This is a genomic window from Methylocystis sp. Uni0008 (assembly GCF_056838045.1).
Genome location: NZ_CM166370.1, coordinates 1521092 through 1545358, shown reverse-complemented (window position 1 = coordinate 1545358; position 24267 = coordinate 1521092). Strand labels below are relative to the sequence as shown.

The 24267-nt window shown below is 62.3% G+C and carries 23 protein-coding genes and 1 tRNA gene; 13 read left to right on the top strand and 11 right to left on the bottom strand.

From position 1 onward, the window contains the following. Window positions 1-27: 27 nt before the first annotated feature. Entirely contained in the window at window positions 28-504 is a 477-nt protein-coding gene (locus tag AC0X69_RS07570; protein WP_482612855.1) for a glutathione peroxidase, read from the top strand. Further along, window positions 501-782, top strand: coding sequence for a hypothetical protein (locus AC0X69_RS07565; protein ID WP_482612853.1), 282 nt, complete (start codon window positions 501-503; stop codon window positions 780-782). Before AC0X69_RS07570 ends, AC0X69_RS07565 begins: the two co-directional genes overlap by 4 nt. 179 nt (window positions 783-961) lie before the next feature. Here AC0X69_RS07565 and AC0X69_RS07560 read toward each other — a convergent pair whose 3' ends face one another. Continuing rightward, a complete protein-coding gene (locus tag AC0X69_RS07560; RefSeq protein ID WP_482612851.1) occupies window positions 962-3157 on the bottom strand; it encodes a carbohydrate porin in 2196 nt (731 codons plus the stop codon). 217 nt (window positions 3158-3374) lie between these two features. On the opposite strand from AC0X69_RS07560, the gene AC0X69_RS07555 reads away from it, so the two are divergent. The 3 genes from AC0X69_RS07555 to AC0X69_RS07545 all read left to right on the top strand — a co-directional run bounded on the left by AC0X69_RS07555 (window position 3375) and on the right by AC0X69_RS07545 (window position 6696). Next, the gene (locus tag AC0X69_RS07555) at window positions 3375-4835 is read left to right on the top strand and encodes a circularly permuted type 2 ATP-grasp protein (RefSeq protein WP_482612849.1); all 1461 of its coding nucleotides are present in this window, start codon (window positions 3375-3377) and stop codon (window positions 4833-4835) included. Window positions 4836-4901: 66 nt separating this feature from the next. Then, a complete protein-coding gene (locus AC0X69_RS07550; protein WP_482612847.1) occupies window positions 4902-5849 on the top strand; it encodes an alpha-E domain-containing protein in 948 nt (315 codons plus the stop codon). 10 nt (window positions 5850-5859) lie between these two features. Next, the gene (locus AC0X69_RS07545; protein ID WP_482612845.1) at window positions 5860-6696 is read left to right on the top strand and encodes a transglutaminase family protein; all 837 of its coding nucleotides are present in this window, start codon (window positions 5860-5862) and stop codon (window positions 6694-6696) included. Between the two features lie 6 nt (window positions 6697-6702). Here the strand turns inward: AC0X69_RS07545 and AC0X69_RS07540 are convergent, their stop codons facing one another. Then, window positions 6703-7161, bottom strand: coding sequence for a transposase (locus tag AC0X69_RS07540; protein ID WP_482612843.1), 459 nt, complete (start codon window positions 7159-7161; stop codon window positions 6703-6705). 180 nt (window positions 7162-7341) lie between these two features. Between AC0X69_RS07540 and AC0X69_RS07535 the strand changes: the two genes are divergently transcribed. Continuing rightward, window positions 7342-7416, top strand: a tRNA-Thr gene (locus tag AC0X69_RS07535). 184 nt (window positions 7417-7600) lie between these two features. Here AC0X69_RS07535 and AC0X69_RS07530 read toward each other — a convergent pair. Together AC0X69_RS07530 and AC0X69_RS07525 are read right to left on the bottom strand one after the other, a co-directional pair. Then, the gene (locus tag AC0X69_RS07530; RefSeq protein ID WP_482612841.1) at window positions 7601-7852 is read right to left on the bottom strand and encodes a CsbD family protein; all 252 of its coding nucleotides are present in this window, start codon (window positions 7850-7852) and stop codon (window positions 7601-7603) included. A gap of 555 nt (window positions 7853-8407) precedes the next feature. Further along, the gene (locus AC0X69_RS07525; RefSeq protein ID WP_482612839.1) at window positions 8408-8629 is read right to left on the bottom strand and encodes a hypothetical protein; all 222 of its coding nucleotides are present in this window, start codon (window positions 8627-8629) and stop codon (window positions 8408-8410) included. 192 nt (window positions 8630-8821) lie between these two features. Here AC0X69_RS07525 and AC0X69_RS07520 point away from each other — a divergent pair, with 192 nt between their 5' ends. Continuing rightward, window positions 8822-9079, top strand: a complete 258-nt coding sequence (locus tag AC0X69_RS07520) for a hypothetical protein (RefSeq protein WP_482612837.1) — start codon at window positions 8822-8824, stop codon at window positions 9077-9079. A 378-nt stretch (window positions 9080-9457) separates the two neighbouring features. On the opposite strand, the gene AC0X69_RS07515 is transcribed toward AC0X69_RS07520, so the two are convergent. Beyond that, complete coding sequence (locus AC0X69_RS07515; RefSeq protein WP_482612835.1) at window positions 9458-9748, bottom strand: YMGG-like glycine zipper-containing protein; 291 nt, start codon at window positions 9746-9748, stop codon at window positions 9458-9460. Window positions 9749-10090: 342 nt separating this feature from the next. Here AC0X69_RS07515 and AC0X69_RS07510 point away from each other — a divergent pair, with 342 nt between their 5' ends. From AC0X69_RS07510 to AC0X69_RS07490, 5 genes are all read left to right on the top strand, one after another. Continuing rightward, window positions 10091-11023: a polyprenyl synthetase family protein gene (locus tag AC0X69_RS07510; protein ID WP_482612833.1), complete on the top strand. Its 933-nt coding sequence runs from the start codon at window positions 10091-10093 to the stop codon at window positions 11021-11023. 11 nt (window positions 11024-11034) lie between these two features. Beyond that, window positions 11035-11751, top strand: coding sequence for a DUF1345 domain-containing protein (locus AC0X69_RS07505; protein WP_482612831.1), 717 nt, complete (start codon window positions 11035-11037; stop codon window positions 11749-11751). 7 nt (window positions 11752-11758) lie between these two features. Next, window positions 11759-13057 carry an MFS transporter gene (locus AC0X69_RS07500; RefSeq protein ID WP_482612829.1) on the top strand — a complete coding sequence of 433 codons (1299 nt, stop codon included), beginning with the start codon at window positions 11759-11761 and terminating at the stop codon, window positions 13055-13057. 81 nt (window positions 13058-13138) lie between these two features. Next, window positions 13139-14593: a S8 family serine peptidase gene (locus AC0X69_RS07495; protein WP_482612827.1), complete on the top strand. Its 1455-nt coding sequence runs from the start codon at window positions 13139-13141 to the stop codon at window positions 14591-14593. Window positions 14594-14597: 4 nt separating this feature from the next. Next, on the top strand, window positions 14598-14813 hold the full coding sequence (locus AC0X69_RS07490) for a hypothetical protein (protein ID WP_482612825.1): 216 nt from the start codon (window positions 14598-14600) through the stop codon (window positions 14811-14813). 4 nt (window positions 14814-14817) lie between these two features. Here the strand turns inward: AC0X69_RS07490 and rpoD are convergent, their stop codons facing one another. The 6 genes from rpoD to nikR form a co-directional block, all read right to left on the bottom strand. Then, window positions 14818-16833 (bottom strand): RNA polymerase sigma factor RpoD, encoded by a 2016-nt coding sequence (gene rpoD / locus AC0X69_RS07485; protein ID WP_482612823.1) that lies wholly within the window; start codon window positions 16831-16833, stop codon window positions 14818-14820. Between the two features lie 207 nt (window positions 16834-17040). After that, window positions 17041-18945, bottom strand: a complete 1905-nt coding sequence (gene dnaG, locus AC0X69_RS07480) for a DNA primase (RefSeq protein ID WP_482612821.1) — start codon at window positions 18943-18945, stop codon at window positions 17041-17043. A 98-nt stretch (window positions 18946-19043) separates the two neighbouring features. Beyond that, on the bottom strand, window positions 19044-19595 hold the full coding sequence (locus AC0X69_RS07475) for an RES family NAD+ phosphorylase (protein WP_482612819.1): 552 nt from the start codon (window positions 19593-19595) through the stop codon (window positions 19044-19046). Continuing rightward, entirely contained in the window at window positions 19596-19934 is a 339-nt protein-coding gene (locus AC0X69_RS07470) for a hypothetical protein (protein ID WP_482612817.1), read from the bottom strand. A gap of 105 nt (window positions 19935-20039) precedes the next feature. Then, window positions 20040-22463, bottom strand: coding sequence for a TonB-dependent receptor (locus AC0X69_RS07465; RefSeq protein WP_482612815.1), 2424 nt, complete (start codon window positions 22461-22463; stop codon window positions 20040-20042). Window positions 22464-22585: 122 nt separating this feature from the next. After that, a complete protein-coding gene (gene nikR / locus AC0X69_RS07460; RefSeq protein ID WP_482612813.1) occupies window positions 22586-23053 on the bottom strand; it encodes a nickel-responsive transcriptional regulator NikR in 468 nt (155 codons plus the stop codon). A gap of 505 nt (window positions 23054-23558) precedes the next feature. Here nikR and AC0X69_RS07455 point away from each other — a divergent pair. After that, complete coding sequence (locus AC0X69_RS07455) at window positions 23559-24221, top strand: methyltransferase domain-containing protein (protein WP_482612811.1); 663 nt, start codon at window positions 23559-23561, stop codon at window positions 24219-24221. The last annotated feature ends 46 nt before the right edge of the window (window positions 24222-24267 follow it).

Here is a 24267-nt window from a genome sequence, read left to right as displayed (position 1 = left end):
CGCGCCTCTATCCTGTGCGAGGGCTTCATGACTTTGTTCGACATTGAAGCGACGACGATCGACGGCGCCAAGAAGAAGATCGGCGATTACGCCGGCAACGTCATGTTGATCGTCAATGTCGCCAGCCGATGCGGCTTCACGCCGCAATATGCTGGTCTCGAAGCGCTCCATCGCAGATTCGCCGATCGAAATTTCGTCGTTCTGGGGTTTCCCTGCAATCAGTTCGGCGCGCAGGAGCCGGGCTCCGAGAAGGAGATCGCCGCCTTCTGTTCAGCGAATTACGGCGTCACCTTTCCGATGTTCGCCAAGATCGACGTCAATGGCGAGAACGCGCATCCGCTCTATCGCCTGCTCAAGCGGGAGGCGCCCGGAATCCTCGGATCTGAAGCGATCAAGTGGAATTTCACCAAGTTCCTCGTCGACCGCGAGGGACATGTCGTGAAGCGCTATGCGCCGACCGACACGCCGGATGAGATCGGCAAAGACGTCGAGGCGCTGTTGTGACCGCCATCGATGTGCGCAGGATCGACGACGGCGATCCGCTCGTCTTCAAAGTGACGGTGCGCGATCAGGGAAGCGAGACGCAGCATCGCGTCACGCTCTCACGAAAGGATCTACAGCGCCTCAGCGGCGGCGTTGACTCTGAAAGCTTAATCGATGCGGCCTTTCGCTTTCTTCTCGAGCGCGAACCGAAGGAGAGCATTCTCGCGCGCTTCGACGTCAGCGTCATCACCCGCTATTTTCCCGATTTCGAGCGGAAGCTGCCGCGCTATCTCTCGTGAAGGGCGCAATGTCATTCCCCACAGGCGAAAGGCCTGATCGGGAATCCAGAGCAACAGCACGCATGCAGAATTGCCGCTAGTAGATTCCCCATCGCTTCGCTTTAGGCGAAGCGTCGGGAATGACAGTTGGTGCGAACTCCGCCCTTCGTGCGCGTCGTGAATAAGGGGGAAAGCTTTACTCAGAACGCGGCGCGGAGTCTCAGGCCGAAGACGTTGATCGGCCCGCGGGCGCTGTTATGCGCGGGATTGACCAGCAGCTGATAGTCGAACGTCGCGTCAATATTCTTGCCGAAACCGATCTTGTAATAGGCTTCCATATTCTTCTCGCCGGCATAGGACAGCGCGCCGTCGCCGATGTAGACGCTGGTTCCGCCGAGTCCGAAATAGCGCACGCGGTCGCCATGCAGGCCGCTCAAGGCGCCGGCGAGTCCGATCTCGTCGTCGTCGCGTCCCCACCAGGCTCCGCCGGCGACGACGCCCATCGAAAGCTGCCGATCGATGTCCGTGTAATCGACGGTTTCATAGCGTCCGTCGGCCATGCTGGCGCGCAGGAAGAAGCCGAGATGCGGCGCAAGCTGCTGCCGGATGTTTATGCCGCCGCCTGTCTTCACGGCGCGACCCCGCGCAGTATCGACGCGCGGCGGGAATTCGCCGCTGAGATAGGCGCAACGGATCACGTCGTCGATCTTGCTAATGCGACCATTATCGCCATAAGCGAGGAATTTGACCGCGCCAGGCTGATCGAAGAGATCATAGCGCGCCTCAAATTCGGCGACGCTCATGAACTGGCGAAACAGCTGCGGTTCGATTTCGAGACCATTCGGAACCGTGGAGAGCTGAAACACGCCGCCGCGCGCCGTCCACCAGTCCTGCTTCCACTCGACGGCAAGTCCGTAGGTATAGCCCCAGGCGTCCGCCGCATAGTCGAAGGCGCCCATGTCGTTGAAGGCGAAATTGAGAAAGCCGGTGGTCGGATCATGCGCATAGACGTTGTCGTCAAAGACGTCGGGCACGGCGAATTTTCCCAGCGTAATGACGACGCGGTCCTTGTCGACCCTGCCTGAAATCTGATTTTGCGTCGATTCCAGCACCTCGCTGCGAGAGCCAATGTCAGGATCTCCCCGTCGCTCGCCGCCGTTCAAACCGATGATCTGGCGCAGGAAGTAACGCTGGAAGCGCATATAGGGGGCCGTCCGGCCAACTTTGGCGACGGCGGCGTTCACATAAGCGCCGGCGCCGACGGAATTGGCGAGTCCATAGCCGGCGTCGATCTCGGGGTTGAGATAGACGGCGCCTCCCTCCCATAAGCGCAGGCCTAGAAAAAAATCCGTGGTGGAGCCGACATTAGCCTTGCTGCCGGACGGAAAGCTGTTCGCCCCGTTATAGAGCGCGCGAAACCGCGGATAGGCCTGAACGACATTGGTCGTCTGCGCGTGAACGCTGTAGCGTTCAGGCGCATCATGCGCGCCATTGTTTGCGTGATTTGCGGAATTCTGGCCATTGCCATGCGAATGCTGGCCATAGTGCAATTCGCCGGGAATTTCGTTCATCTCGCCAAAATGATAGTTCAAGCCAAAGCGTATGAGATGGTTCTCGTTGCGTGTGCGCGACGCATAAAGAAAGCCCGCGCCATTATCGAAAGCCTGAGTGTTCAGCGATTGATTGAGAAAGAGATATTCCGCCTTCGCCGACCAATTGTCGGCGAAGGCGTATTCGAAGCCCGCGCCGATCGCGTATTTCATTCGCGAGGATTGCGACCAGGGCGCATAGAAAATCGCGTTGGGTCCGCCGACGCCGAGCGTCAGAGTCGCCGGACCCCTTGCGCCGCCTGCCGCGACGCCGCCCGTCAGGTAGAAAAGCGCGCGCGCCCATGCGTAGCCGACGCGCCCGCGAATGCTCGCGAAGAAATTGGCGCTCGAATTCGACACAAGCGCAAAGACTGGCGGCGCCGGATAGGCGGGCGAAGCCAGATAGGCGCCCGTCGGTCCGCGCCTTCCGTCGAGAAGACTCAGGTCCGTCTCGAACCCCCAGACCCACGGCCCTTTTTGCCAATTGTAGCCGGCCTGCATGCCGACCGTGACGCCTGGGCGCGTCACGCCATTGGGATAAAGATCGAAGGCGGGCGAACCAAAGCCGCTCGTCGCTTGAAGCCGTTCGCCGGGGTGCAGCGGCATGCCGCCGCCGAGACTCGCGCCCAGATACAAGCCGGCCCAGTTGAACATCGGCGGCGACGCGTCCTCCGCCGCCCCGGTCGACGTCAGCGCGCAGAAGGCGAAGCCAAGAAGGAAGACGGAATAAGCGCGTGCGCCGCCGACCGTCGGCGCGCTATGACGGGCGGCGACGCTCGAACGCGGGCAGGATCGAGGCCTCTGCATGCGCGCACTCAGAACCTCGTGGCTGCGTTTCCGTTGAATAGACGATAGGCTTCGCCAAAACATCTCATAGGCCGCGCGAATCAACGCACGGCCAATAGTAAAACTCTGTGACAGATTTTCGCAGCGCTATTGGCGCAGTCCTTGCTACGAACTGGGAAAAAAGGGGCCGGCAGCCGCGGAAAACAAGCGGCGGCGCCGCTAAGAGGGAGTTCTCGCAATGGACTCACGCATGACGCAGTTCGATGAACTGGCTGGAGCGGACGGCCGCACCCGCGCCCCTTATCGAAAGCTTTCCCAATGGCTCGCGGAAACGCCGCCCGAACTCCTGGCCTCTCGGCGAGAGCAGGCGGAGCTGCTGTTTCGGCGCATCGGCATCACTTTCGCGGTCTACGGCGCGCAGGAGGCGACCGAGCGGCTGATTCCCTTTGACATCCTGCCGCGCATACTCGCGCGCAGCGAATGGGCCACGCTCGAAAGGGGGCTGATTCAGCGCGTCGCTGCGCTCAACGCCTTTCTTGCCGACATCTACGGCGCCGGCGAGATCTTGAAGGCCGGAGTCGTTCCCGCCGATCTCGTCTATCACAACCCCGCCTATTGCCCCGATATGGCCGGGCGGCGCGTGCCCTACGACATCTTCGTGCATATCGCCGGCGTTGATATCGTGCGCACCGACGATCAGGGCTTCTTCGTTCTCGAAGACAATGCGCGCACGCCCTCCGGCGTCTCCTATATGCTCGAAAACCGCGAAGTGATGATGCGGCTTTTCCCGGAACTGTTCGCGCTGCATCGCGTCGCGCCGATCGAGAACTATCCCGACGAACTGCTTGCGACCTTGCGCTCCGTCGCGCCGCCGCGCGCCAATGGCGATCCGACGATCGTCTTGATGACGCCCGGCCAGTATAATTCGGCCTTCTATGAACACTCGTTCCTCGCAGACAAGCTCGGCGTCGAACTCGTCGAAGGGCGCGATCTCTTCGTGCGCGACGACGTCGTATATATGCGCACGACCGAAGGCCCGCGCCGGGTCGACGTGATCTATCGGCGCATCGACGACGACTTCCTCGATCCGCTGTGCTTCCGGCCGGATTCGGCGCTTGGCGTCGCCGGACTGATGGGCGCCTATCATGCAGGCAATGTGACGCTGGCGAATGCAGTGGGCGCGGGCGCCGCCGACGACAAGGCGATGTATACCTACATGCCTGAGATCATTCAGTTTTACCTCGGAGAAGCGCCGATCTTGCAGAATGTTCCGACCTTCCGCTGCCGCGAGCAGGACGCGCTTGCCTATGTCCTCGATCGCCTCGAGGACCTGGTCGTCAAGGAAGTGAATGGCTCCGGCGGCTACGGCATGCTCGTCGGACCGCATGCGAGCAAAGCGCAGATCGAGGAATTTCGCGCGAAGCTCAAGGCGCACCCGCAAAACTTCATCGCTCAGCCGACGCTGGCGCTCTCGACATGCCCGATCGCCCTCGCGAGCGGCGTCGCGCCTCGCCACGTCGATCTGCGGCCCTTCGTGCTGCAAGGCGCGAATGGCGCGCGCGTCGTGCCGGGCGGCCTGACCCGTGTCGCCATGACCGAGAAATCGCTCGTCGTGAATTCGAGCCAGGGCGGCGGCACCAAGGACACCTGGGTGATCGACGACGCGTGGGGCGCCGAAGAGGCGATGGGGCAAGCGTGACAAGACGCTCGCAAACGCCGCGATGAACATCGATGATCCCCAAGCGAATTATAAACGGACGTGCTGATGCTTTCGCGCACCGCCGACAATCTGTACTGGCTCGCCCGCTACATGGAGCGCGCCGATTTCCTGGCGCGCGCCATTCAGGCGTCCCGGCGACTCGCCGCGCTGCCGAAAGCCTATGGCGGCGACGAAACCGAGTGGGAAAGCGTGCTGCTGTCGTCGGGCGCGGCGCTCGCCTTCGAAAACTCCCGACGGCCGGTCGATGAAGCCAATGTCATCGAATTCCTCACCTTCGCCCCGGAGAACCCGGGATCGATCCGCAACTGCCTCGAACAGGCCCGCGCCAATGCGCGCGCCGTCCGCACGGCGCTGACCATCGAAATGTGGGAGTCGATCAACGACGCCTATCTTGAGATGCGCGCGCTCGAGTCGCGCGGCGTCGTTCCCTGCGCGCAGGAATTGGCGCGCTTTCTCGAAGTCATCAAGCTGACCTCGCTGACCTATGACGGCGGCGCCTATCGCACCATGCTGCGCAATGACGCCTATTGGTTCTCGCGCGTCGGACTTTTCATCGAACGCGCCGACAACACGGCGCGCCTGCTCGACGTCAAATACCACGTGCTGCTGCCGGAAAAGGAAGTGGTTGGCGGTTCTCTCGATTATTTCCAGTGGTCGGCCATTCTGCGCGCGGTATCGGCGCATACCGCCTATCACTGGGTTTATCGCACCAGCATGAAGCCCTGGCTCGTCGCCGATCTGTTGATCCTCAGGCCGGAAATGCCGCGATCGCTCATTTCCTGCTACGAATCGATCGTGCGCAACCTCGACAATCTCGCCCGTGCGCATGGGCGTCAGGGCGCGGCGCAGCGCCACGCCCGCGGCGTTTACGGCAAACTCGAAAAGCTGAATATGGAGAGCGTCTTCCAGGGCGGACTGCACGAATTCGTGCAGGGCTTCATCGCCGAGAACAACCGGTTGGGCGCGCTCATTTCCGAGCAATATCTCTTCTGAGCGGAAACTGATGCGCATTCGCATACGGCATGAGACGACCTATCGCTATGCGGAGCCGGCGCGAACCGCCGTGCAGCATCTTCGCCTGACGCCGCGCAATCACGACGGGCAGCATGTCGTCAGCTGGCGCATCGACGTCGATCGCGATTGCCGGCTGGTTCAGTCGGAAGACGCCTTCGGCAATATGCTGCACCGCTTTTCGGTCGATGGGCCGATCGAGTCCATCTCGACGGTGGTCGAGGGGGAGGTCACGACCTTCGACATGTCCGGAGTCGTGTCAGGCGCCGTCGAGCGCTTTCCGCCGCTCCTCTACATGCGCGAGACGCCGCTGACGGCGCCGAGCGCCGCGATCCGCGCTTTCGCCCGCGAAACCACGTCGAAGGACAGCGGGACGCTCGCCAGGCTCCACGCGCTTCTTGGCGCGCTCTACGAGTCCTTCACATTCGACGCCGACGCCACCCATGCGGCGACGACGGCGGCGGAATGTTTCGAGCAGCGCAGGGGCGTGTGCCAGGATTTCGCGCATCTCTTCATCGCCTGCGCGCGCGAAATCGGGGCGCCGGCGCGCTATGTGAGCGGCTATTTCCTGCGCAACGACAGCGACGATCAGGTCGCCGGACATGCGTGGGCCGAGGCCTATGTCGAGGACCTCGGCTGGGTGGGCTTCGATCCCACGCATGGCGTCGCGCCGCACGAAAATCATGTGCGCGTCGCCGTGGCGCTCGACTATCTGGGCGCGGCGCCGATCCGTGGCGCGCACTCGGGCGGCTCGGGCGAAACGCTGGAGGTCAAAGTGCGCGTCGCGCAGGCGGCGGCTTTCAGCCAGTCGCAATCGCAGTCGCAATAATTGACCTCAAAGGCCGATCGATTGACCAAGCGCCGCGCTTTCGCGCGCATCGACATCGCTTCGCGCGCGCTCTCGTAAGCCCGTTCCGTCGCACGGCGCGAAGCGCAACCCGGATTGATCGTATTGGAAATCGCACTCGCCGTTCTGACCGAGCGCGGCGATGACGTTTTCCCAGACGCCTTTCCTGTCCCAGCGATGATAGCGGGTATAGGCGGTGTACCATTTGCCGAACTGAGGCGGCAGACTGCGCCAGGGCGAACCGGTGCGGATGACCCAGAACACCGCTTCGAGAAAGAGCCGATTGTCCCGCCCGCTGCAGCCGGGGTCGCCGGCTTTTCCGGGAAGAACCGGAGCGACGGCCTGCCAATGTTCTTCGGAAAGGTACTGCTCAATCAATTGATCCTCCGTCGCGGCGCGCGCGACGCCGACCCGGTCGCAGGCGCCTTTGACGTGAAAGGCCGACAAATGACTCTACCTCAGGTTGTAAATTATGGCAATACAACCTAGCTGGAGCGCGAGCCGCGGCCATGCGATATGTTGGACCCGGGTGGTTGCGAAACGCGCGCGCTTGCGACTTGCGCGCCCCTGTGGCACACAGTCGCCGAACGCGCCGTCGCCGCTTCTAGGCGTTTCGGGCGATCAAGCGCTGCAGTAGCTCAGTGGTAGAGCACTCCCTTGGTAAGGGAGAGGTCGAGAGTTCAATCCTCTCTTGCAGCACCATTGAATCTCATCGAGGCGTGGCGCGCGCGAAGCGGTCAATGTAAGGCCGGCGCCGAAGCCATCAACCTCAAACAATCTCTATTCAGCGCTCACGCCTTGCGCCGCGCGAGCCTACGCTCGTCTCACAGAAAACATGTATTGTAGAGAGGGCGCTCCCCCTCTCGACGAGGGGGAGCGAAATCTCTTATTCGGTCGCGCGGTGAATGGCGTCCTTGGCGTTCTTGGCGAGTTCCTTCGCCTTGTCGGCGCCGGCCTCCAGCACGTCGGAAATCGCTTCCTTGGCTTCGCCGAGCGCGGTCTGGCCTTTGCCCTTCAGCTCCTGCAACACGCCTTCGCCTTCGAGTTCCGGAGAGTCGACCGCCTTTCCGGCGACCTGCTTCGCGGAGCCTACCGTCTCATTGACGGCGCCACGGACCTTGTCATTGATCGAACCCATGAGAAACTCCTCCATCTGCTATCGATTGCCACGGTCAAGACCATCCAATAACTGCCGTGCCGTAGATATGTTCCGAGCAGCAGAAAGAACTGTTGCGCCTTTTGCGCCGTGCGCTTTCGCCGCTGCGCGCGCACGAATCCCCGATCGGCGCGAGCGGGACGCCGCGCCTAAATGGCCGCGCAGGATTGCTGTGTTGGGGACGCAGGCGCCGACGGCAGGCGAGAGGCCGTAAAAAGCAAATGTCTGACGACCGTCAGAGCACCGCGCTTAGCTCGGCGCGATCATCGCAAGTCGCAATTGCAGCGGATGCGGCGTCTACCGAACGCGGCGGCCTTCGCGCCGCCGAAACGCCCCGCCGGTGGTCGGATGGCGACAGCGCTGACGCTGGCGTAACTCGCTGCAGCAGGTCTCTAACGCCGCTGCAGCGGGCTACGCTCGATGGAGATCTGCGCCAGTATGCAGCGCGGCGGCGATCGTCTTCACTGCTCCAGCCGACATCGCGACGAGAGTGCGTTCGTTCTGTTGCGGGCGGAAAAGGCTGGTCCGCCGATGTCTTTAGGAGAGGATCGCGCTCAAGCGAGAGAAGGCCTTGGCGCTGTAATTGCCGTAGGGGAGGCTCTCAAAAAAGGCCTCCGTGCCTTGTCGATTCTGGCCCCAGGCGATCAGCAAGCCCGCCACGGCCAAAAACAGAAGCGAAAGCAATGTGGACAAGAGGCCGCTGAGAACGCCAACCGCCAGAACGACTCCGATTTTAGTGCTGTTGCTGATCGCCATCATCGACTCTCCTGATCGCGCCGCGTCAGCATTCAGGTAGATCAACAGAGTTAACCAACTGTTATCATCGTTCCCGCCTCACGCTGCGGCTGGCTTTTCTAACAGGGCGTCCCGGCGGAAGGCGCGCGGCGTTTGGATCGAACGACCTCTCATGGTATTTTTCTCAGTTGAGTTTTCATAAGAGAGGTTGCCCAAATGACATTGTCTTCCACGCCCTCGCTTCCGTCCCAGGAAGCGCTGAACGACTTGAAGAAAGCCCTGCGGCCGAACGCCACGATCATCGGCGCGATAACGCTTTCCTGCGAGCCTCAGACCGTGCGAGCCGACGCCGGATCGCCGTGTGTCCTCGTCATTTGGACTGGCGATGATCACGTCATCTATAAAACGGAGATGTGTGAAACCGGCCCTGGCCAATATGAACTCGGGCCAGATATTCCCGTTGGCACATGGTAAATAGGCTGAATCCTTGGCGACGCAGCAGTCGCCAAGGCCTTTGCGTCTTAATTTGCACGTCGCAATCTGTTGCGGCCCGTACGCTCGTGCAGCAACTTCGGCTTCATGCCGGGCCAGCTAACGCCAGGTTAGCGGCTTAGCCGCCGTAATAGCCGACGATCGCCGCGCCGAAAAAGAATCCGAGCGTCGCCAGAATCATCAGTCGCGTTAAGCCTTCCGGCATGATGTCTCTCCAATCTTTGCCGCGTGCTTCAAATTAGCGGTCCGGCTTCGAAGATCAAGACGCATTCCGGCCCGCAGAAAAATGCCGCAGTTGTGCGAAGGCGCTAAAAAACCGCAGGCGAGGGCCTGCGGTTTCAATCGTCGCGAGCTCAGCGCTCAGTAGTTGTAGAAAGCGACGCAGACCCGATTGCCGTAATAGTCCCAGCCCCACTTCGCGCAGCGCTGCGGCGGAGCGGTCGCTGCGCCGACGACGGCGCCGCTCGCGGCGCCGATCGCCGCGCCGGCCAGCGTGCCGCCCGCGCGTCCGCCGGAAGCAAGCGCGCCGATGCCCGCGCCGCCGAGGCCGCCGATCACGGCGCCGCCTGCGGCGCGTTCGCCGGGGGTGTAGCACGCCGTAAGCGGCGCGGCCGCCGCAAGGACGGTCGTCAGCAGCAGAACTTTCTTCATGCGTTTCTCCTTTTAAGGGTGACGCTGGATCGTCCGCATCCAGGCGAAGCGGCGCCTGACCTATCCGTGCATATGCGCGCCGCGAGATTCTGTACGACGCCGCGGCCGGCGACCGCTTGGGTAAGCCGCAAGCCGCATTGGCGTCGCCGAAAGCTTAATAAAAGCTGTCGGCGATGGCTGTCGCAAAAATACAACATCGTGCGACATTCAGGCGTCGGCCAATGAGGAAAAGACCAGAAGTCGACGATTTTTCGCCATCAATGGCGGGTCCGGGCGGGCCTTGGGGTCGGACCGTAAATTTGCTAGCAGCCACTGTCGTTTGCTTTGGAGGATATCGCTCTCATGGATGCAGCCGCCCGCGCCGAGGAATTTCGCCGCCGTCTCGACGCCGCCGCCGACGCGACCGAGGCTGCGCTCGACGCGCTGCTTGCGCCTGCGCCGCTTCGGGGCGAGATCGCCCGTCCTGCGCGGCTTCTCGAAGCGATGCGCTATTCGTCGCTCGGCGGCGGCAAGCGGCTGCGGCCCTTTCTGGTCATCGAATCCGCGCGACTCTTCGGCGTCGTCGGCGAAGCCGCGCTGCGCACCGCCTGCGCGCTCGAAATGATTCATTGCTATTCCCTGGCGCATGACGATTTGCCGGCGATGGACGACGATGATCTGCGGCGCGGTCGCCCGACGACTCATAAGGCGTTCGACGAAGCGACCGCGATCCTCGCCGGCGACGGGCTGTTGACCTACGCTTTCGACGTCGTCGCCGATCCGCAGACGCATCCCGACGCCGGCGTGCGCGCGGCGCTGACGCTGGCTCTGGCGCGCGCCGCTGGGCTTGGCGGCATGGTCGGCGGACAGGCGCTCGATCTTGCCGCTGAAACCGCGGCGACGCCGCTCACGCTCGAGGAAACCTTGCAGATGCAGGCGATGAAGACGGGCGCTCTGTTGCGTTTCGCGGTCGACGCCGGGGGCATTCTCGGCGCCGCGTCGGAGTCGCAGGCGCGCGCCTTGACGCGCTACGGCGAAGCGCTCGGCGCCGCCTTTCAGATCGCCGACGACATTCTCGACGCGGAAGGCGATAGCGCCGCGCTCGGCAAACGCGCCGGCAAGGACGCCGAACGCGGCAAGGCGACTCTCGTCGGTCTTCTCGGCCTCGACGCCGCGCGCGAGAGGCGCGACTCGCTCGTCGCCGAAGCAACGGCGGCGCTGCGCGCGACCGGGCTGGGCGAGGGGACCGACATTCTCGCGGAGGCCGCACGTTTCGTCGCGGCGCGGCGCAACTAGGGATCGCGCCGATGGGCCGACAAGGACCAGCCAGGACCCCCCGGCGCGCATCGGCGCTCCTGGCGCCGTTCCGTGTTATCCGCGCGCGCCCTCAACTCTTCGTCAGTCTGGCTCTCGGCGTCATCGTCGGATTGCTTCTGCCTCGGGCGATGCAGCCGGTCGCACGCGCGCTCGTCGCATGGAACGTGGTCGCGCTATGCTATTTCGCGCTCGTTTACCTGCTCATCGCCGGCGCCACTCATGACACCATCCGTGAGCGCGCCCAGATTCTCGATGAGGGCCGCTTCGTGATGCTGTTGTTGACGACGGCGATCGCCACCGCGTCTTTCGGCGCCGTGGTCATCGAGCTTGGTTCGGTGAAGTCGATGGAAGGCTGGGAAAAGGGCGCGGCGGTGGCGCTCACCATCATCACGGTGCTGAACTCGTGGCTGTTCCTGCACCTGACCTTCGCCTTTCACTATGCGCATGAATTCTATTTTGAGGAAGAGCACGACTCGCAGGAGCCGCCGGCGGCGAGGGGCGGGCTGCATTTCCCCAACACCAGGATGCCGCAGTACGTCGACTTTCTCTATTTTTCCTATGTCATTGGCGTCGCCTTTCAGACGGCTGACATCGAAACCTGTTCATCGCCGATGAGACTGCTGGTCGCGATCCATGGCATCGTCGCCTTCTTCTACAACACGACGATCCTCGCGCTGATGGTGAACGTCGCCAGTCAATTGGTCTGAAGAAAACATGCATGACGCGGCGACCGATCTTAAAGGCGAAGCGGCGCGACTACGGGCGATATTGATCGGCTCCGTCGGCAATCTCGTCGAATGGTATGACTTTTATGTCTATTCCGCCTTTTCGCTTTATTTCGCCGACTCGTTCTTTCCTGGCGAGGACGCGATCGCGCAGATCATGTCGGCCTCCGGCGTTTTCGCGCTCGGCTTTTTCATGCGGCCGATCGGCGCCTATGTGTTTGGGCGCATCGGCGACGGGCGCGGCCGACGCGTGGCGCTGATGATTTCGGTGCTGCTGATGTGTCTGGGTTCGCTACTCATCGCGCTCACGCCCACCTATGCGACGATCGGCGTGGGCGCGCCGGCGACGCTGCTCTTCGCGCGCCTGGTTCAGGGCGTCAGCCTCGGCGGCGAATATGGATCGAGCGCGACCTATCTCGCCGAGATGGCGCATCCCGAGCGGCGCGGCTTCTATTCCAGCTTTCAATATGTGACGATGATCGCCGGCCAGCTGCTCGCGCTCTGCGTGCTGCTCATCCTGCAGAATGTCGCGCTGGACGCTCAGGCGCTGCGCGACTGGGGCTGGCGCATCCCTTTCGCCTTCGGCGCGCTGCTCGCGATCGTGGCGCTCTATATGCGCCGCGATCTTGCCGAAACGCCCGCCTTCAAGGCGTCGCGCGCCGAGCGGCGGCGCGGATCGCTCAGCGCGCTCCTCGCGCATAAGCGTGAGACGGCGACGGTCGTTGGACTGACGCTCGGCGGCACCATCGCCTTCTATGTCTATACGACCTACATGCAGAAATTCTTGAAACTCTCCGCCGGATTGAGCGATGCGGAGACGACGTGGATTTCCGCAGGCTCGCTTCTCTTCGCGCTCTGTCTGCAACCGATCTACGGCGCCGTGTCGGACCGCATCGGCCGGCGACCGATGCTCATCGCCTTCGGCGTGCTGGGTACGATCTTCACCGCGCCGCTATTGTCAGCCATTCAGACGATGCGCGATCCATGGACAGTCTTTATTCTTATTTGCTGCGCTTGGTTGATCGTCGCGCTTTACACCTCGATCAACGCCGTGGTGAAGGCGGAGCTTTTTCCCGCCGCCATTCGCGTCACCGGCGTCGCTTTGCCTTATGCGGCGACGGTGTCGCTCTTTGGCGGCTCGGCGGAATATGTGGCGCTCTGGTTCAAGGCGCAGGGCCATGAGAGCTGGTTCTTCTACTATGCGAGCGCCGCTATTTTCATCTCGCTCATCGTCTACGCGACGATGCCGGATACGAAGAAAAATTCGCGAATCGAGGTTGGAGACTAGTCATTCGACAGATCGTGAAGACGCATTTGGAGACCAGAAATGGCGACCGAAAGATTTATCATCCTTCCAAGACGGGGTGTCATGGGCTCGCTTGGAGCCCAATCCGATGTGCTCGGACGATTTCCGCGAGTCCGCAGCACGCAAAGACCAGTCTCGTTTCAACTGGACATGTTTGGCGACGCGACTGCGACGGTCGTGGATACGGTCGCGGATAATGGTCCCAAGCTCGTCGACCTCGAACCAGACGCCGTCGCCAGAATCAACGCGTCGGAATCGCCGGTACGGGCGTTCAAGGAGGTCTTTTATCCTTTGCCCCAGCCGACGGATGCTTCGGCCGGCTTCCTAAATTTCGCGGGAGGCGGAGTTCCTCAATTTGGTTTCGAGGTCACGGTCGCCGATGCTGCGACCGGCCGCGCAATAGTTGGCTGCCAGGTTGCGGCCTATTGGGATTTCCTGAACAGGTTTGGAGTCGAGGGCGTCACGGACGCGAGCGGGCGCGTACGATTGTCGTCGCCCGCGCCGATGATCGAGCGCATTACGGCGACGCCGACGCCAGGCTCGGGATATTGGAGCGGCTATCGCGTCAATGTTCCCGCGAGTGGCGTCATACAGATCGTCGCGCCGCCGCTCGCGCTCCCGTATGTCGATAGCGTCCGCTATTATTTTGGGAGCACGAATTTCAAGAGCGAAACGGGCGTCACGGTAGGCGTGATCGATACAGGATGCGGTCCGCATGCGGACCTAAACCTCATTGGAGGGAGCAACACCGTCACAGGCGAACCGGCGACGGCGCTAACCGACAGCGCCTATCATGGCACGCACGTTGCCGGACTGATTGGCGCGAGCGGCGCAACATTTCAGGGCGTTCGGGGCCTCGCGCCGCGGGTCAAATTGAACGCGTATCGCGTGTATGGCGCCGGCTCAACTCGAGCGAGCAATTACGCCTTGCTGAAGGCGATGATTATAGCTGCGAACGACCGCTGCGACATCATCAATTTGAGCCTGGGCGGCGGGCCGCACGACGAGATCGTCAGTGAAGCAATCCTGGACGCCCGCAATCAAGGCATGCTCATCGTCGTCGCCGCAGGCAATGCCTACCGAAGCAGCGTCAATTATCCTGCGGCTTACGCGGGCGCGACCCCTGTCTCCGCCATGGGGCGTAAGGGAACCTTTCCGCCTGGCTCCAGCGAAGAATTGCAGATTGTCTCGCCGCCTTATTCCACAGTGGATCCATCCGAATTCATCGCGCATTTCTCGAATGTCGGGCCTCAGATCGCGCTGACCGCTCCCGGCGTCGGAGCCATCTCGACGCTGCCCAACAACAAGGTCGGTCCACTCAGCGGAACGTCCATGGCCGCGCCGGTAGTCGCCGGCGCGGCGGCGTGCCTTTTATCGCAATCTCCCGAAGTGTGGCGCATGCCGCGCGATCGCGCCCGCTCCGATGCGATCGAACGTCTTCTGCAAACCAATTGCGCGCGCCGTGGATTCGGGTTGAACTTCGAAGGCTATGGAATGCCGCAATCACCTACGGTCTGAAGCGATGAGCCGCTTCGTCCTATTCTTTAAAGGCGACGCGCCTCCAGCAGGCGATCTCAGCAGGATCTCTGCAACGAGCGGCGTTCATGTCATCGATCATGAAATAGCGCAGGCGGTGCTCGTCGAAGCGGACGACATCGCAATAGAGAAGTTGAAAAAACAACTTCCCGATTGGATTATCTCCGCCGAGACAACCTTTTCCAAACCAGAACCGCAATAGACGATCAATTATCCAAGAAGCTCCGCAGCTTCCGGCTCCGGCTCGGATGCTTCAGCTTCCTCAGCGCCTTCGCCTCGATCTGGCGGATGCGCTCGCGCGTCACTGAGAACTGCTGGCCGACTTCTTCGAGCGTGTGGTCGGTGTTCATGCCGATGCCGAAGCGCATGCGCAGCACGCGCTCCTCGCGCGGCGTCAGCGAAGAGAGCACACGCGTCGTCGTCTCGCGAAGATTGGACTGGATCGCCGCCTCGATCGGCAGCACCGCGTTCTTGTCTTCGATGAAATCGCCGAGGTGCGAATCCTCCTCGTCGCCGATCGGCGTTTCGAGCGAGATCGGCTCCTTGGCGATCTTGAGAACCTTGCGCACCTTCTCGAGCGGCATGGCGAGCTTTTCGGAAAGCTCTTCCGGAGTCGGCTCGCGTCCGATCTCGTGCAGCATCTGGCGCGAGGTGCGGACGATCTTGTTGATCGTCTCGATCATATGCACGGGAATGCGGATGGTGCGCGCCTGATCGGCGATCGAGCGGGTGATCGCCTGGCGAATCCACCAGGTGGCGTAGGTCGAGAATTTGTAGCCGCGGCGATATTCAAATTTGTCGACCGCCTTCATCAGGCCGATGTTTCCTTCCTGGATCAGGTCGAGAAACTGCAGGCCGCGATTGGTGTATTTCTTGGCGATCGAGATCACGAGACGCAGATTCGCCTCAACCATTTCCTTTTTCGCCTGCCGGGCTTCGCGCTCGCCCTTCTGCACCATATGCACGATCTTGCGGAACTCGGAGATCTCCAGCCCCGTTTCAGTCGCCAGCGCATGAATGTCGCCGCGCAGATCCTTGATCCGCTCCTTGTCGTTGGCGACGAATTCCTTCCAGCCCTTCGAGCCGAGCTTCGCGACGCGCATCACCCATTTCGGGTCGAGCTCCGAGCCGTGGAACTTGTCGATGAAGTCTTCGCGCATGACTCCGTGGCTGTCGGCGAGGCGTAGGAGCTTCGTCTCATAACCGATGAGCCGCTTGTTGATGTCGTAAAGTTGCTCGACCAGCGCTTCGATGCGGTTCTGGTTCAAGGAGAGCGATTTGACGTCGGCGACGATCTCTTTCTTGAGCGTCTTGTATTTGCGCTCCTGCGCGGGCGTCAGCGTCTCATTCTTGAGCTTGTTCTCGACGTTCTGATCCTGAAGCCGGCGCAATTTCTTGTACGCGTCCGCGATGCGCGCGAAAGTTTCGAGAACTTTCGGCTTCAGTTCTAATTCCATCGCCGAGAGCGACACGGAATTTTCCATGTCGTCTTCTTCCTCGAAACTCTCTTCCGCTGGCGGGGCTTCCTCGCCCAGTCCGGCAGGCGGCGTGCGCGGCGCCGTCGCCGGCGCCATGTCCCCCGTAGCGGGGGCCTCGGCCGTCTTCGTCGCCTTGCCCTCGGGCCCGGCGTAGGTCGCCTCAAGATCGATGATGTCGCGCAGCAGGACCTTTCCGGCTTCCAGTTCCTCGCGCCAGATGATGATCGCCTGGAAGGTGAGCGGACTCTCGCAGAGCCCGGCGATCATCGCCTCGCGTCCCGCCTCGATACGCTTGGCGATGGCGATTTCGCCCTCTCGCGACAGGAGTTCGACCGAGCCCATCTCGCGCAGATACATGCGCACGGGGTCGTCGGTGCGATCGGCGGGCTCCGAGGTTCGCGTCGCCACGGCGGTCGCCCGCGGGCTTTCGACGAGTTCGCCGCCTTCCGATTCTTCCTCGTCGGCGCTCTGTTCTTCAGCCTCGACGTCGTCCGGGTCGTCGCCCTCCGAGACGGTGATGCCCATTTCCGAGAGCATCGCGTAGACGTCCTCGATCTGATCCGACGAGACTTCCTCGGACGGCAGCACCGCGTTCAGCTCGGCATAGGTGACAAAGCCGCGTTTTTTCGCGAGCTTGATCATCCGCTTGACGGCGGCGTCGTTGAGATCGAGAAGCGGCCCGTCGGAGGCTTCCGTCGCCGCCGCAGTTTCGTTCTCGACCTTGTCTTCGTCTTTCTTCGCCATCCAGAAGCTCCAAGCGCCTCGGCCCGGATCGGCTCCTCCGACCCAGGCAAGGCGCAAGTTTCCTAAATAAGCCAGAGAGGCCGCCCCTCTCCAAGCTAGAGCGCGGCAGGTGGGCGCAAAGCCCGGCCGACCGCAAATAATCCTCGCGCCGCCGCCGCATGGCGCGAATCCCGTCCCCTCTTCGCGGTGGCGCTAACCCACGCGAATCTACAAATTGCGCGAAGGTCGGCCGGAAAGCGATCCATATCCTTCCACCGCTGCTTCTGCGCCATCTAGCGCTGACAACTGGGTTTGAATATCCTTCAGCCGCGCATAATCCCGCTCGTTGGGGTTGTCGGCGAGCATAGCTTGCACCGCGCGCAACTGTCTATTTAACGCCAATGATCTGCGATGCAAGACGAAAGCCTGTCGCAGGCTTTCGCCGGCGTCGGCGGCCGCCGCCTCGGGGCGCACGCTCCATAGCGTCGCATGGGCGGCCATCGCCTCGAGGCGGGCGACGGTCCTTTCCAGTCCAAGCGACGCCAGGAACTCTCGGAGCTCGGATTTGTCGGAGTCGCCCCGCTCGGCGAAGCGCAGGAGAGCGTCCCGAAGGGCGCTGGCGTCGCGGGAGTCGAGGTCAAGCGTGGCCAGATCCTCCGCGTGGGCGTCGATCAGATCTGGATGATTGATCAAAATCAGCAAGATAAGCGCTTCGCGAGGGGCGATGCCGGCCTTGACGCCGCGAAACAGCGGCGAGTTCGCCAGCGCCGGGCCAATGGTCACAGGCGCAGCGTCTGCGGAACGCCTGCGTCCGTCGGACTTGCGCGGCGCAAAGTCGGCGCGCCGAAATCGTCGCTGTTGACCTCGGCCGAAGAGGCGGTCGAGCCGCTGCGCCAGCTCCTGGAGGTAATGACGCCGCAGGTCGTCGTCTCTGATCTCGCCGACGATTTCGCGGATTCGCCGCTCAAGCGCGGCGCGACGCTCGGGCGTGTCGAGCGCAGCCGCGTCGGTCTCGCGCATCCAAAGAAGATCGACGAGCGGCAGCGGCCGGCCCAGAGCTTCGCCGAGAGCCTCGGGGCCGCTCGAGCGCAGCAGTTCGTCGGGATCCTGGCCGTCGGGCAGGAGGACGAATCGCAGCGAACGGCCGGGGCCAATCAGCGGCAGCGCCGTATCGACCGCCCGGAAAGCCGCTTTCAATCCCGCCTTGTCGCCGTCGAAGCAGAGAATCGGCTCCTCGGCCAGGCGCCAGAGCAGGGCGCATTGCTCGGGGGTCAAAGCCGTGCCGAGCGGGGCGACGGCGTTGGGGAATCCGGCGGCGGTCAGCGCGATGACGTCGACATAGCCTTCGACGGCGATCACCGCGCCGGTCTCATGCGCGGACTTGCGGGCGTTGTGCAGATTGTAGAGCGTCGCCCCCTTGTGAAAGAGCGGCGTCTCCGGGGAATTGAGATACTTCGCCTGTGCATCCGCCTCCAGGGCGCGCCCGCCGAAGGCGATGACCCGACCGGCGCGATCGCAGATCGGAAACATGACCCGGTTGCGAAACCGATCATAGGGAACGGCGATATCCTCGCCATGGACGAGCAGGCCAGCCTCGATCATCGTCTCCACGCTTGCGCCCTTGGCGGCGAGATGATCGCGCAGCGCATGGCGTTCGGGCGGCGCAAAGCCGACGCGGAACTTTTCGCGAGAGGCTTGGGAAATCTGTCGGCGGTCGAGATAGGCGCGCGCCTCGCGCCCAGCTGAGCCCGCGAGCTGCTTTTCGAAAAAGACCGCCGCCTCCTCGAGCGCCTCGCTCAGCGTCGCCCGTCGCCGATCCTGTTCCTGCTGCTCTTTGGTCTCGACGGGGAGCGCGAGCCCGGCGAGCGCCGCAAGCCTCTCGACCGCCTCCGGGAAGGAGAGCCCTTCGGTCTCCATGACAAAATCGAAGATGTTGCCGTTCTTTCCGGCCGAGAAGTCGAACCAGCGCATCTTCTGGTCGTTGACGTAAAATGAAGGGGTTTTCTCGGCGTTGAAGGGCGACAGCCCGCGCCACTCCTTGCCTTCCTTGCGCAGCTTCACCTTCTGGCGCACGACCTCCGAGACGGGCACGCGCGCCCGGATCTCATCGAGGAAGGAAGGTGAAAAGCGCATCGTGGTTGCGGACCTCTGAAAGAAGCATGCATCTTAGCGCAATGCGCACGGGAGACCGCGTATTTGCCCCGCTATCCACTTCGGATAGCCGTTCGCGATCACTTTCGGTTCATACGCCTCCAGGCGCCCCAATCGATACATTCGCCCTCAGTTTCGCTAAGCGTGATCGCGCCGGGCGCAATGCGGTCGGTGAAAAGCGCCGCGGTGAGGCAGTCCCAGCGCGCGCTCGGCGCGACGAGCCCGTCGAAACCCAGGAAACAGGCTGCGTCTGCGATCGCCTGTGTCTTCGTGTAGTGGCGTTCGCGATACCTCTCAATCTCGACGCCGAGACTGGCCAGAGTGGGCAGATCAGCCAGCCGCAGCGCAGCTTTAGCGTCGATCGCCAATCGGTGGACAAAGGAGCGGATTCTCGACGGAAAGACGGGTTGCGAGCTCAACAGCGCTTGGATTTCCGCCAGCGCCCCGTCACGATCGAGCGATGTGTAAAGAACGTCGAAAGTTCCATTGCACCAGCGACTGTTCGTCGAAGCGCCCAGCGTCGGATCTCGACCTTCTCGCGACACGCGCCAAACAGGCTGCGCAAAGGGTTCCCGCTTGAACGCGTCGATCGCATCTAGAAGCTGAAGGTCGCGGGCGCGGCGATCGGTCAATTACGTATATGCGCCGGAATCCAGCGCCTCGATGGCGGCGAGCACCTCCTCGGTGCGGCCGGCGTTGATGAGATCGATGGCCCGTTCGCCCTTGAGCAAGGGATGACTCGCATGCAGCCACAGCCGGGTCTCCTCCGGCGAATAGAAGTCGGCGAGCCGGTCAACCACATAGCGCAATTCTGCGATCACCGTCTGCGTGCGCAAGTCCGGCGTCGCCTTGCCGCTCGACCAGCGCGAGACCGTCGCCGGCGAGACGGCGACGATGTTGGCGATATCCTTGCCCTGAAGGCCGCCGTCTTCGCGCAGATGATCGATGATCCGCGCGACCGCAGTCGCCATGTCATTCTCCCTGTGGTTGGGAGAATGATTGCATATCAATTTCATAAATTCAATCTATGAAACTGCTCTGCTGCTGCGGCTGTGGTGGGCATTTTTCCGAATTCATCAGTCCGGCACGACGCGCAGGGGCGCGGAAAAGTCGGGGAGCGATTCAAAACTGATCGGGCCGCCGATCGTGAAACGCACCGCCGGCGGCTCGACCGGCTTGAAGTGGCGATCCATAACGCCCGTCCCGCAAACCGCGCCGGGAGCGACGCCGGCGACGCATTGCTGATAGAGCAGGTCCGTCGGCAGCAGCGACCCGTAGGCGTAGGTGATCTGATCGGAGCGCGAATTGAAGATGTTGAAGGCGTCGATCTGAATGCGCCAGCCGTCCGCCCAGCGATAGCCGAGCCGCGCGTTGAAGGTGCCGGTGGCCGGTGAGGTGAAGTAGCCGTCGGGCGTTAGCGGGCGCGTGCCGAAATAGCGGTATTTCATGCCGCCGAACCAGCCCGTGGCCTCGCCGATTTCAAGCCCGCCCATCGCGACGATCGCCGGCGCGTTGAAGAGATAGTTGCCGGGGGCGTTGCCGAGAAACGTGCCGTAAGGCAGCGTTTCGGGGGTCGTCAGTTCGGCGTAGCCGAGCCAGGCGAACTGATCGACGCCGCGGAAGCGTGTGTTCACCAGAGCCACATTGCCGTCGAAGCTGATCCAGGAGACGGGGTGATAGTGGTTGGCGAATTCGATGCCGTAGCGGCGGCTCGGGCGGCCGAATTCGGTGGTGCCGGCGTCGCCGACATATTGGTTTTCGGAATCGAGATTGAGCCAGAAAAGGCTGAGGCTCGAATCGAGCCCCTCGATGAATTTCGTGCGCCAGCCGATTTCCGCGCCGCGCGATTTCACGAGCAGCGGAATGCGCGCCGTGACCGAAAAGCTGTCAAGGTCGAACCCGTCGATGCCGCCGATTTCCGCGCTCGCGAAATTCTGGACGGTGCCGCGCGCGTCGGTCGAATGGAATCCTTCGCCGAAATTCAGGAACATCTCGGTCGCATACCAGGGACCGAGAATGATCGACGCCTTCGGACTGAAGATCGCGGCGTCCTTCTGACCGCCATTAAACGGACCCGTCCACAGGAAAACCGGCAGCCCTTGGCTGTTAAGGACTTTGGGGGCGTCCGCCAGAGTCTGGATCGATTTGACGGCCGCCGAATAGAGGTCGACGCGCGCGCCCGCGACCGTGCGCAGCCACGGCGTCCAGCTCACCGTCGTATCGGTCCAGATGCCGATGCTGCCCTCGCCGACGTAATCGTTGCGGATCGCATCGTACATGTTGCGGCGGAAGCTTTCCTGCAGGCCTAGGCGAATGTCGTCATAGCGGCCCTGCAGCCCGAAGCGCGTCTGCACGGGAAGACCAAAGGAATTCCAGGCGATGCCGTGCTGGGCGTTGACGCCCACGATCGTGCGCCGGTCGAATTGGCGGAACTGGTCGCCGATATCCGGATGCGCGAGGTAGTAGGTGAAGTTGTTGTAGAGCTCCAGCGTGGAGCGGATCGCATAGGCTTCGACGCGCGAGTAGTGATTGCCTTCTGTCTGGCTCCAGCGGCCGGAGAGCGAGAAACGCGTCGTGTCGCCGCCGTCGGTCGGATCGAGCGTGCCCCAGAGCGACAGCAGGCCGGAGTTGACGGCGCGCATGGGAATTTGGTCGGTCGCATACCAGCGGTTGGCGTAAGCCATCGCGGTGAGCGACAGGCCGTCGCTCTGCGTGCCGCGGGTCCAGCGCAACACGCTGTTGATCTTCCGGATCTGGTCGCTTCGCTCCCAGGGACCGTTGTAGACGTTCATCTCGACGGCGCCATAGGCGTCGCCGCCGTAGATGTTGTTGTAGGGCTGGATCGCGAATCCGCGGCCGTAGCCGAAGCTGCCGCCTGTGCCAGAGAAATAGCCCTTGTCGATCTTGTCGATGTATTGGATGTAGATGGAGCCGGCCGACGAGAAGTCGCCATCCTCGGCTGCGTATGGGCCCTTGTGCACCAGGATCGACGATAACAACTCGGGCATCAGGAAATTAGTGTCGGCGTAGCCCTGCCCATGGCCATGCGTGCGCATGTTGAGCGGCATGCCGTCGAGATAGAACGCGAGATCCGTTCCGTGATCGAGGTTGAAGCCGCGCAGGAAATATTGGTTCGCCTTGCCCTCGCCTGAGTGCTGGGAAACGATCAAGCCCGGCACGATTTCGAGCGATTCGCTTGGCCGCGAATAGGGATAGGCGGTCACCTCTTCGCCGGTGAAGAACTTGTCGCTGGAGGCCGTGAGCGGCGGCGGCTTCTGGGCCACCGATACCGTAGGGTCCTGGATGACTGGCGCGGGACGAACCGGTCCGCGCGTCGCCTGGCCGCTCGAGCGCGAGGGCCTCGCCGCGGTGCTGGCCGCCGGGCGGTGACCGCCGACATTGATTGTGGGCAGCGAGGTGAATTGCGCCTGCGCCTCAGCGCCGATCAGCGAAATGGCGATAGCGACGGCGGATACGGAGGCGGCGTTTCTGCGATTCATTTGGACTTACCAGCGTGCGCGTCATTGTGATTTTTTTTAAAAATTGTCTTACGCGGCGCGCGAGGTCAATCGCCTGGAAACGATTTGCCGTAAGCGTTGCCGATTTGCAACAGACGATGTCTCTAGCTGGAATGTGCGTGACGACTCGTCGGAAGGCCATGGACATGGGGCGCCGCTTCGCCCTGTTCGACGCCCGCAGGCAGCACGACGAGTTGCCCGTATCGCACGCCGCGCTCTCCAATCACATGGCCCGCGAAATGTTCGACGTCCGACTTCTGGCCCTTGAGTAGCGACACTTCGAGGCAGGTCGCCTCATCCATGTGCACGTGCAGCGTGGCGATCGACATGTCGGCGTGGGAGTGATGATCGTGCATCAGCCTTTTCGACAGCTGCCGAGTCTCATGATCATAGACATAGACGAGCGCGGCCACGCAGGAGCGCGCGGGTTCGTCCACTTCGGGCGTTTTTAAAAGCCCGGCGCGGACAAGATCGCGCACGGCCTCCGAACGGTTTCGGTGCCCTCCCGTCTCCATATATTGATCGAGCGCGCTCATCAGCTCTTCGTCTATGGTTATCGTCACGCGCTGCATATATCCGCTCCGCTCTGCGCGCCTCCGCCAAGCGGGCCAATCGCCGGAAAAGGCCGGCAGGCGCGACCGCCATTTATTACGCTAACCCGTATCGGCGGCCAACCGCCGGCGATCGCGCCGACAGCCTCCGCGGCGCGCTGGGTCAGGAACTGCCGCGCCCTTCTTGATGACCGCCCGATGCTCCGTCTGAGGCTCGGCCGGGCGAGAAGGCCAGCCAAAAGACCCGCCCTGATGCAACCATTCTCGGGCTGGAACGTTGTCGGAAGGATGTTGCATCGCATCATGCCGGCGGCTCAAAATTTGCTCGGTCCGGGAATCCGTAGCGGCCAATAGCGGACCTTCAAATATACGCGCCTTAGGAGATTGTCGTTTCTTGATTAGCAAATCTCGAATTGAACGCCGCGATTTTAGTGGTGCGATAAAAGGCAGGAGCAATATGGCTGGGCTGGCTCGCGCAGTATATCCGGAACTTTTGGATTCAATTCCGGGCGACGACGCCCTGGCAATGCAGTCGCGTCGCGACATTCAACGCCTCAACGCGTGGATGTTGCAGAGTAAGATTATGGCGACGCTGCTGCTGCGCCATTTTGACAGGCCGCCGCAGACGATGCTTGATCTCGGCTCCGGCGACGGGACATTGATGCTCGGCGTCGCAAAGCGTCTGGCGCCGAAGTGGCCGGGCGTGACCGCGCGCCTGCTCGACCAGCAGGACATTGTCACGGACGAAACTCGCCAAGCCTTTGAAGCGGTCGGATGGCGCGCGGAGAGCGTCACCGCCGACGTCTTCGACTATCTTTCGCACGATACTTCGACGACCGATATCATCTCCGCCAATCTCTTCCTGCATCATTTCAAAAACCCGGACCTCGCCCGGCTGCTCACAATGGCGTCGGCGCGCACGACGCTGTTCGCGGCGTGCGAACCGCGGCGCGACCGCTTTTCGCTTTTGGCCAGCAGCCTCGTCTGGGTGATCGGCTGCAACGACGTTACGCAATGGGATGCGAAGGCCAGCGTTCGCGCGGGCTTCAACGACTGCGATCTGTCCAGGCTGTGGCCGGATCAGAACGGATGGGTTCTCGAGGAGACGCCCGCAATGCCCTTCACGCATTGCTTCGCGGCGCGGCGCTTGCTCAACGGCGGAAGCGCGCCTCAGGGCGACTTTCTGTAATGGACGTGACTCTGCACGCGGCGGCGACGGTCGTCGAGAAGGGTAA

Coding starts and splice junctions, on each gene's coding strand:
- AC0X69_RS07570 (WP_482612855.1), top strand. CDS start 28: ATGACTTTGTTCGACATTGAAGCGACGACGATCGACGGCGCCAAGAAG.
- AC0X69_RS07560 (WP_482612851.1), bottom strand. CDS start 3,157: ATGCAGAGGCCTCGATCCTGCCCGCGTTCGAGCGTCGCCGCCCGTCAT.
- AC0X69_RS07555 (WP_482612849.1), top strand. CDS start 3,375: ATGGACTCACGCATGACGCAGTTCGATGAACTGGCTGGAGCGGACGGC.
- AC0X69_RS07550 (WP_482612847.1), top strand. CDS start 4,902: ATGCTTTCGCGCACCGCCGACAATCTGTACTGGCTCGCCCGCTACATG.
- AC0X69_RS07545 (WP_482612845.1), top strand. CDS start 5,860: ATGCGCATTCGCATACGGCATGAGACGACCTATCGCTATGCGGAGCCG.
- AC0X69_RS07530 (WP_482612841.1), bottom strand. CDS start 7,852: ATGGGTTCGATCAATGACAAGGTCCGTGGCGCCGTCAATGAGACGGTA.
- AC0X69_RS07525 (WP_482612839.1), bottom strand. CDS start 8,629: ATGATGGCGATCAGCAACAGCACTAAAATCGGAGTCGTTCTGGCGGTT.
- AC0X69_RS07520 (WP_482612837.1), top strand. CDS start 8,822: ATGACATTGTCTTCCACGCCCTCGCTTCCGTCCCAGGAAGCGCTGAAC.
- AC0X69_RS07515 (WP_482612835.1), bottom strand. CDS start 9,748: ATGAAGAAAGTTCTGCTGCTGACGACCGTCCTTGCGGCGGCCGCGCCG.
- AC0X69_RS07510 (WP_482612833.1), top strand. CDS start 10,091: ATGGATGCAGCCGCCCGCGCCGAGGAATTTCGCCGCCGTCTCGACGCC.
- AC0X69_RS07505 (WP_482612831.1), top strand. CDS start 11,035: ATGGGCCGACAAGGACCAGCCAGGACCCCCCGGCGCGCATCGGCGCTC.
- AC0X69_RS07500 (WP_482612829.1), top strand. CDS start 11,759: ATGCATGACGCGGCGACCGATCTTAAAGGCGAAGCGGCGCGACTACGG.
- AC0X69_RS07495 (WP_482612827.1), top strand. CDS start 13,139: ATGGGCTCGCTTGGAGCCCAATCCGATGTGCTCGGACGATTTCCGCGA.
- AC0X69_RS07490 (WP_482612825.1), top strand. CDS start 14,598: ATGAGCCGCTTCGTCCTATTCTTTAAAGGCGACGCGCCTCCAGCAGGC.
- rpoD (WP_482612823.1), bottom strand. CDS start 16,833: ATGGCGAAGAAAGACGAAGACAAGGTCGAGAACGAAACTGCGGCGGCG.
- dnaG (WP_482612821.1), bottom strand. CDS start 18,945: ATGCGCTTTTCACCTTCCTTCCTCGATGAGATCCGGGCGCGCGTGCCC.
- AC0X69_RS07470 (WP_482612817.1), bottom strand. CDS start 19,934: ATGGCGACTGCGGTCGCGCGGATCATCGATCATCTGCGCGAAGACGGC.
- AC0X69_RS07465 (WP_482612815.1), bottom strand. CDS start 22,463: ATGAATCGCAGAAACGCCGCCTCCGTATCCGCCGTCGCTATCGCCATT.
- nikR (WP_482612813.1), bottom strand. CDS start 23,053: ATGCAGCGCGTGACGATAACCATAGACGAAGAGCTGATGAGCGCGCTC.
- AC0X69_RS07455 (WP_482612811.1), top strand. CDS start 23,559: ATGCAGTCGCGTCGCGACATTCAACGCCTCAACGCGTGGATGTTGCAG.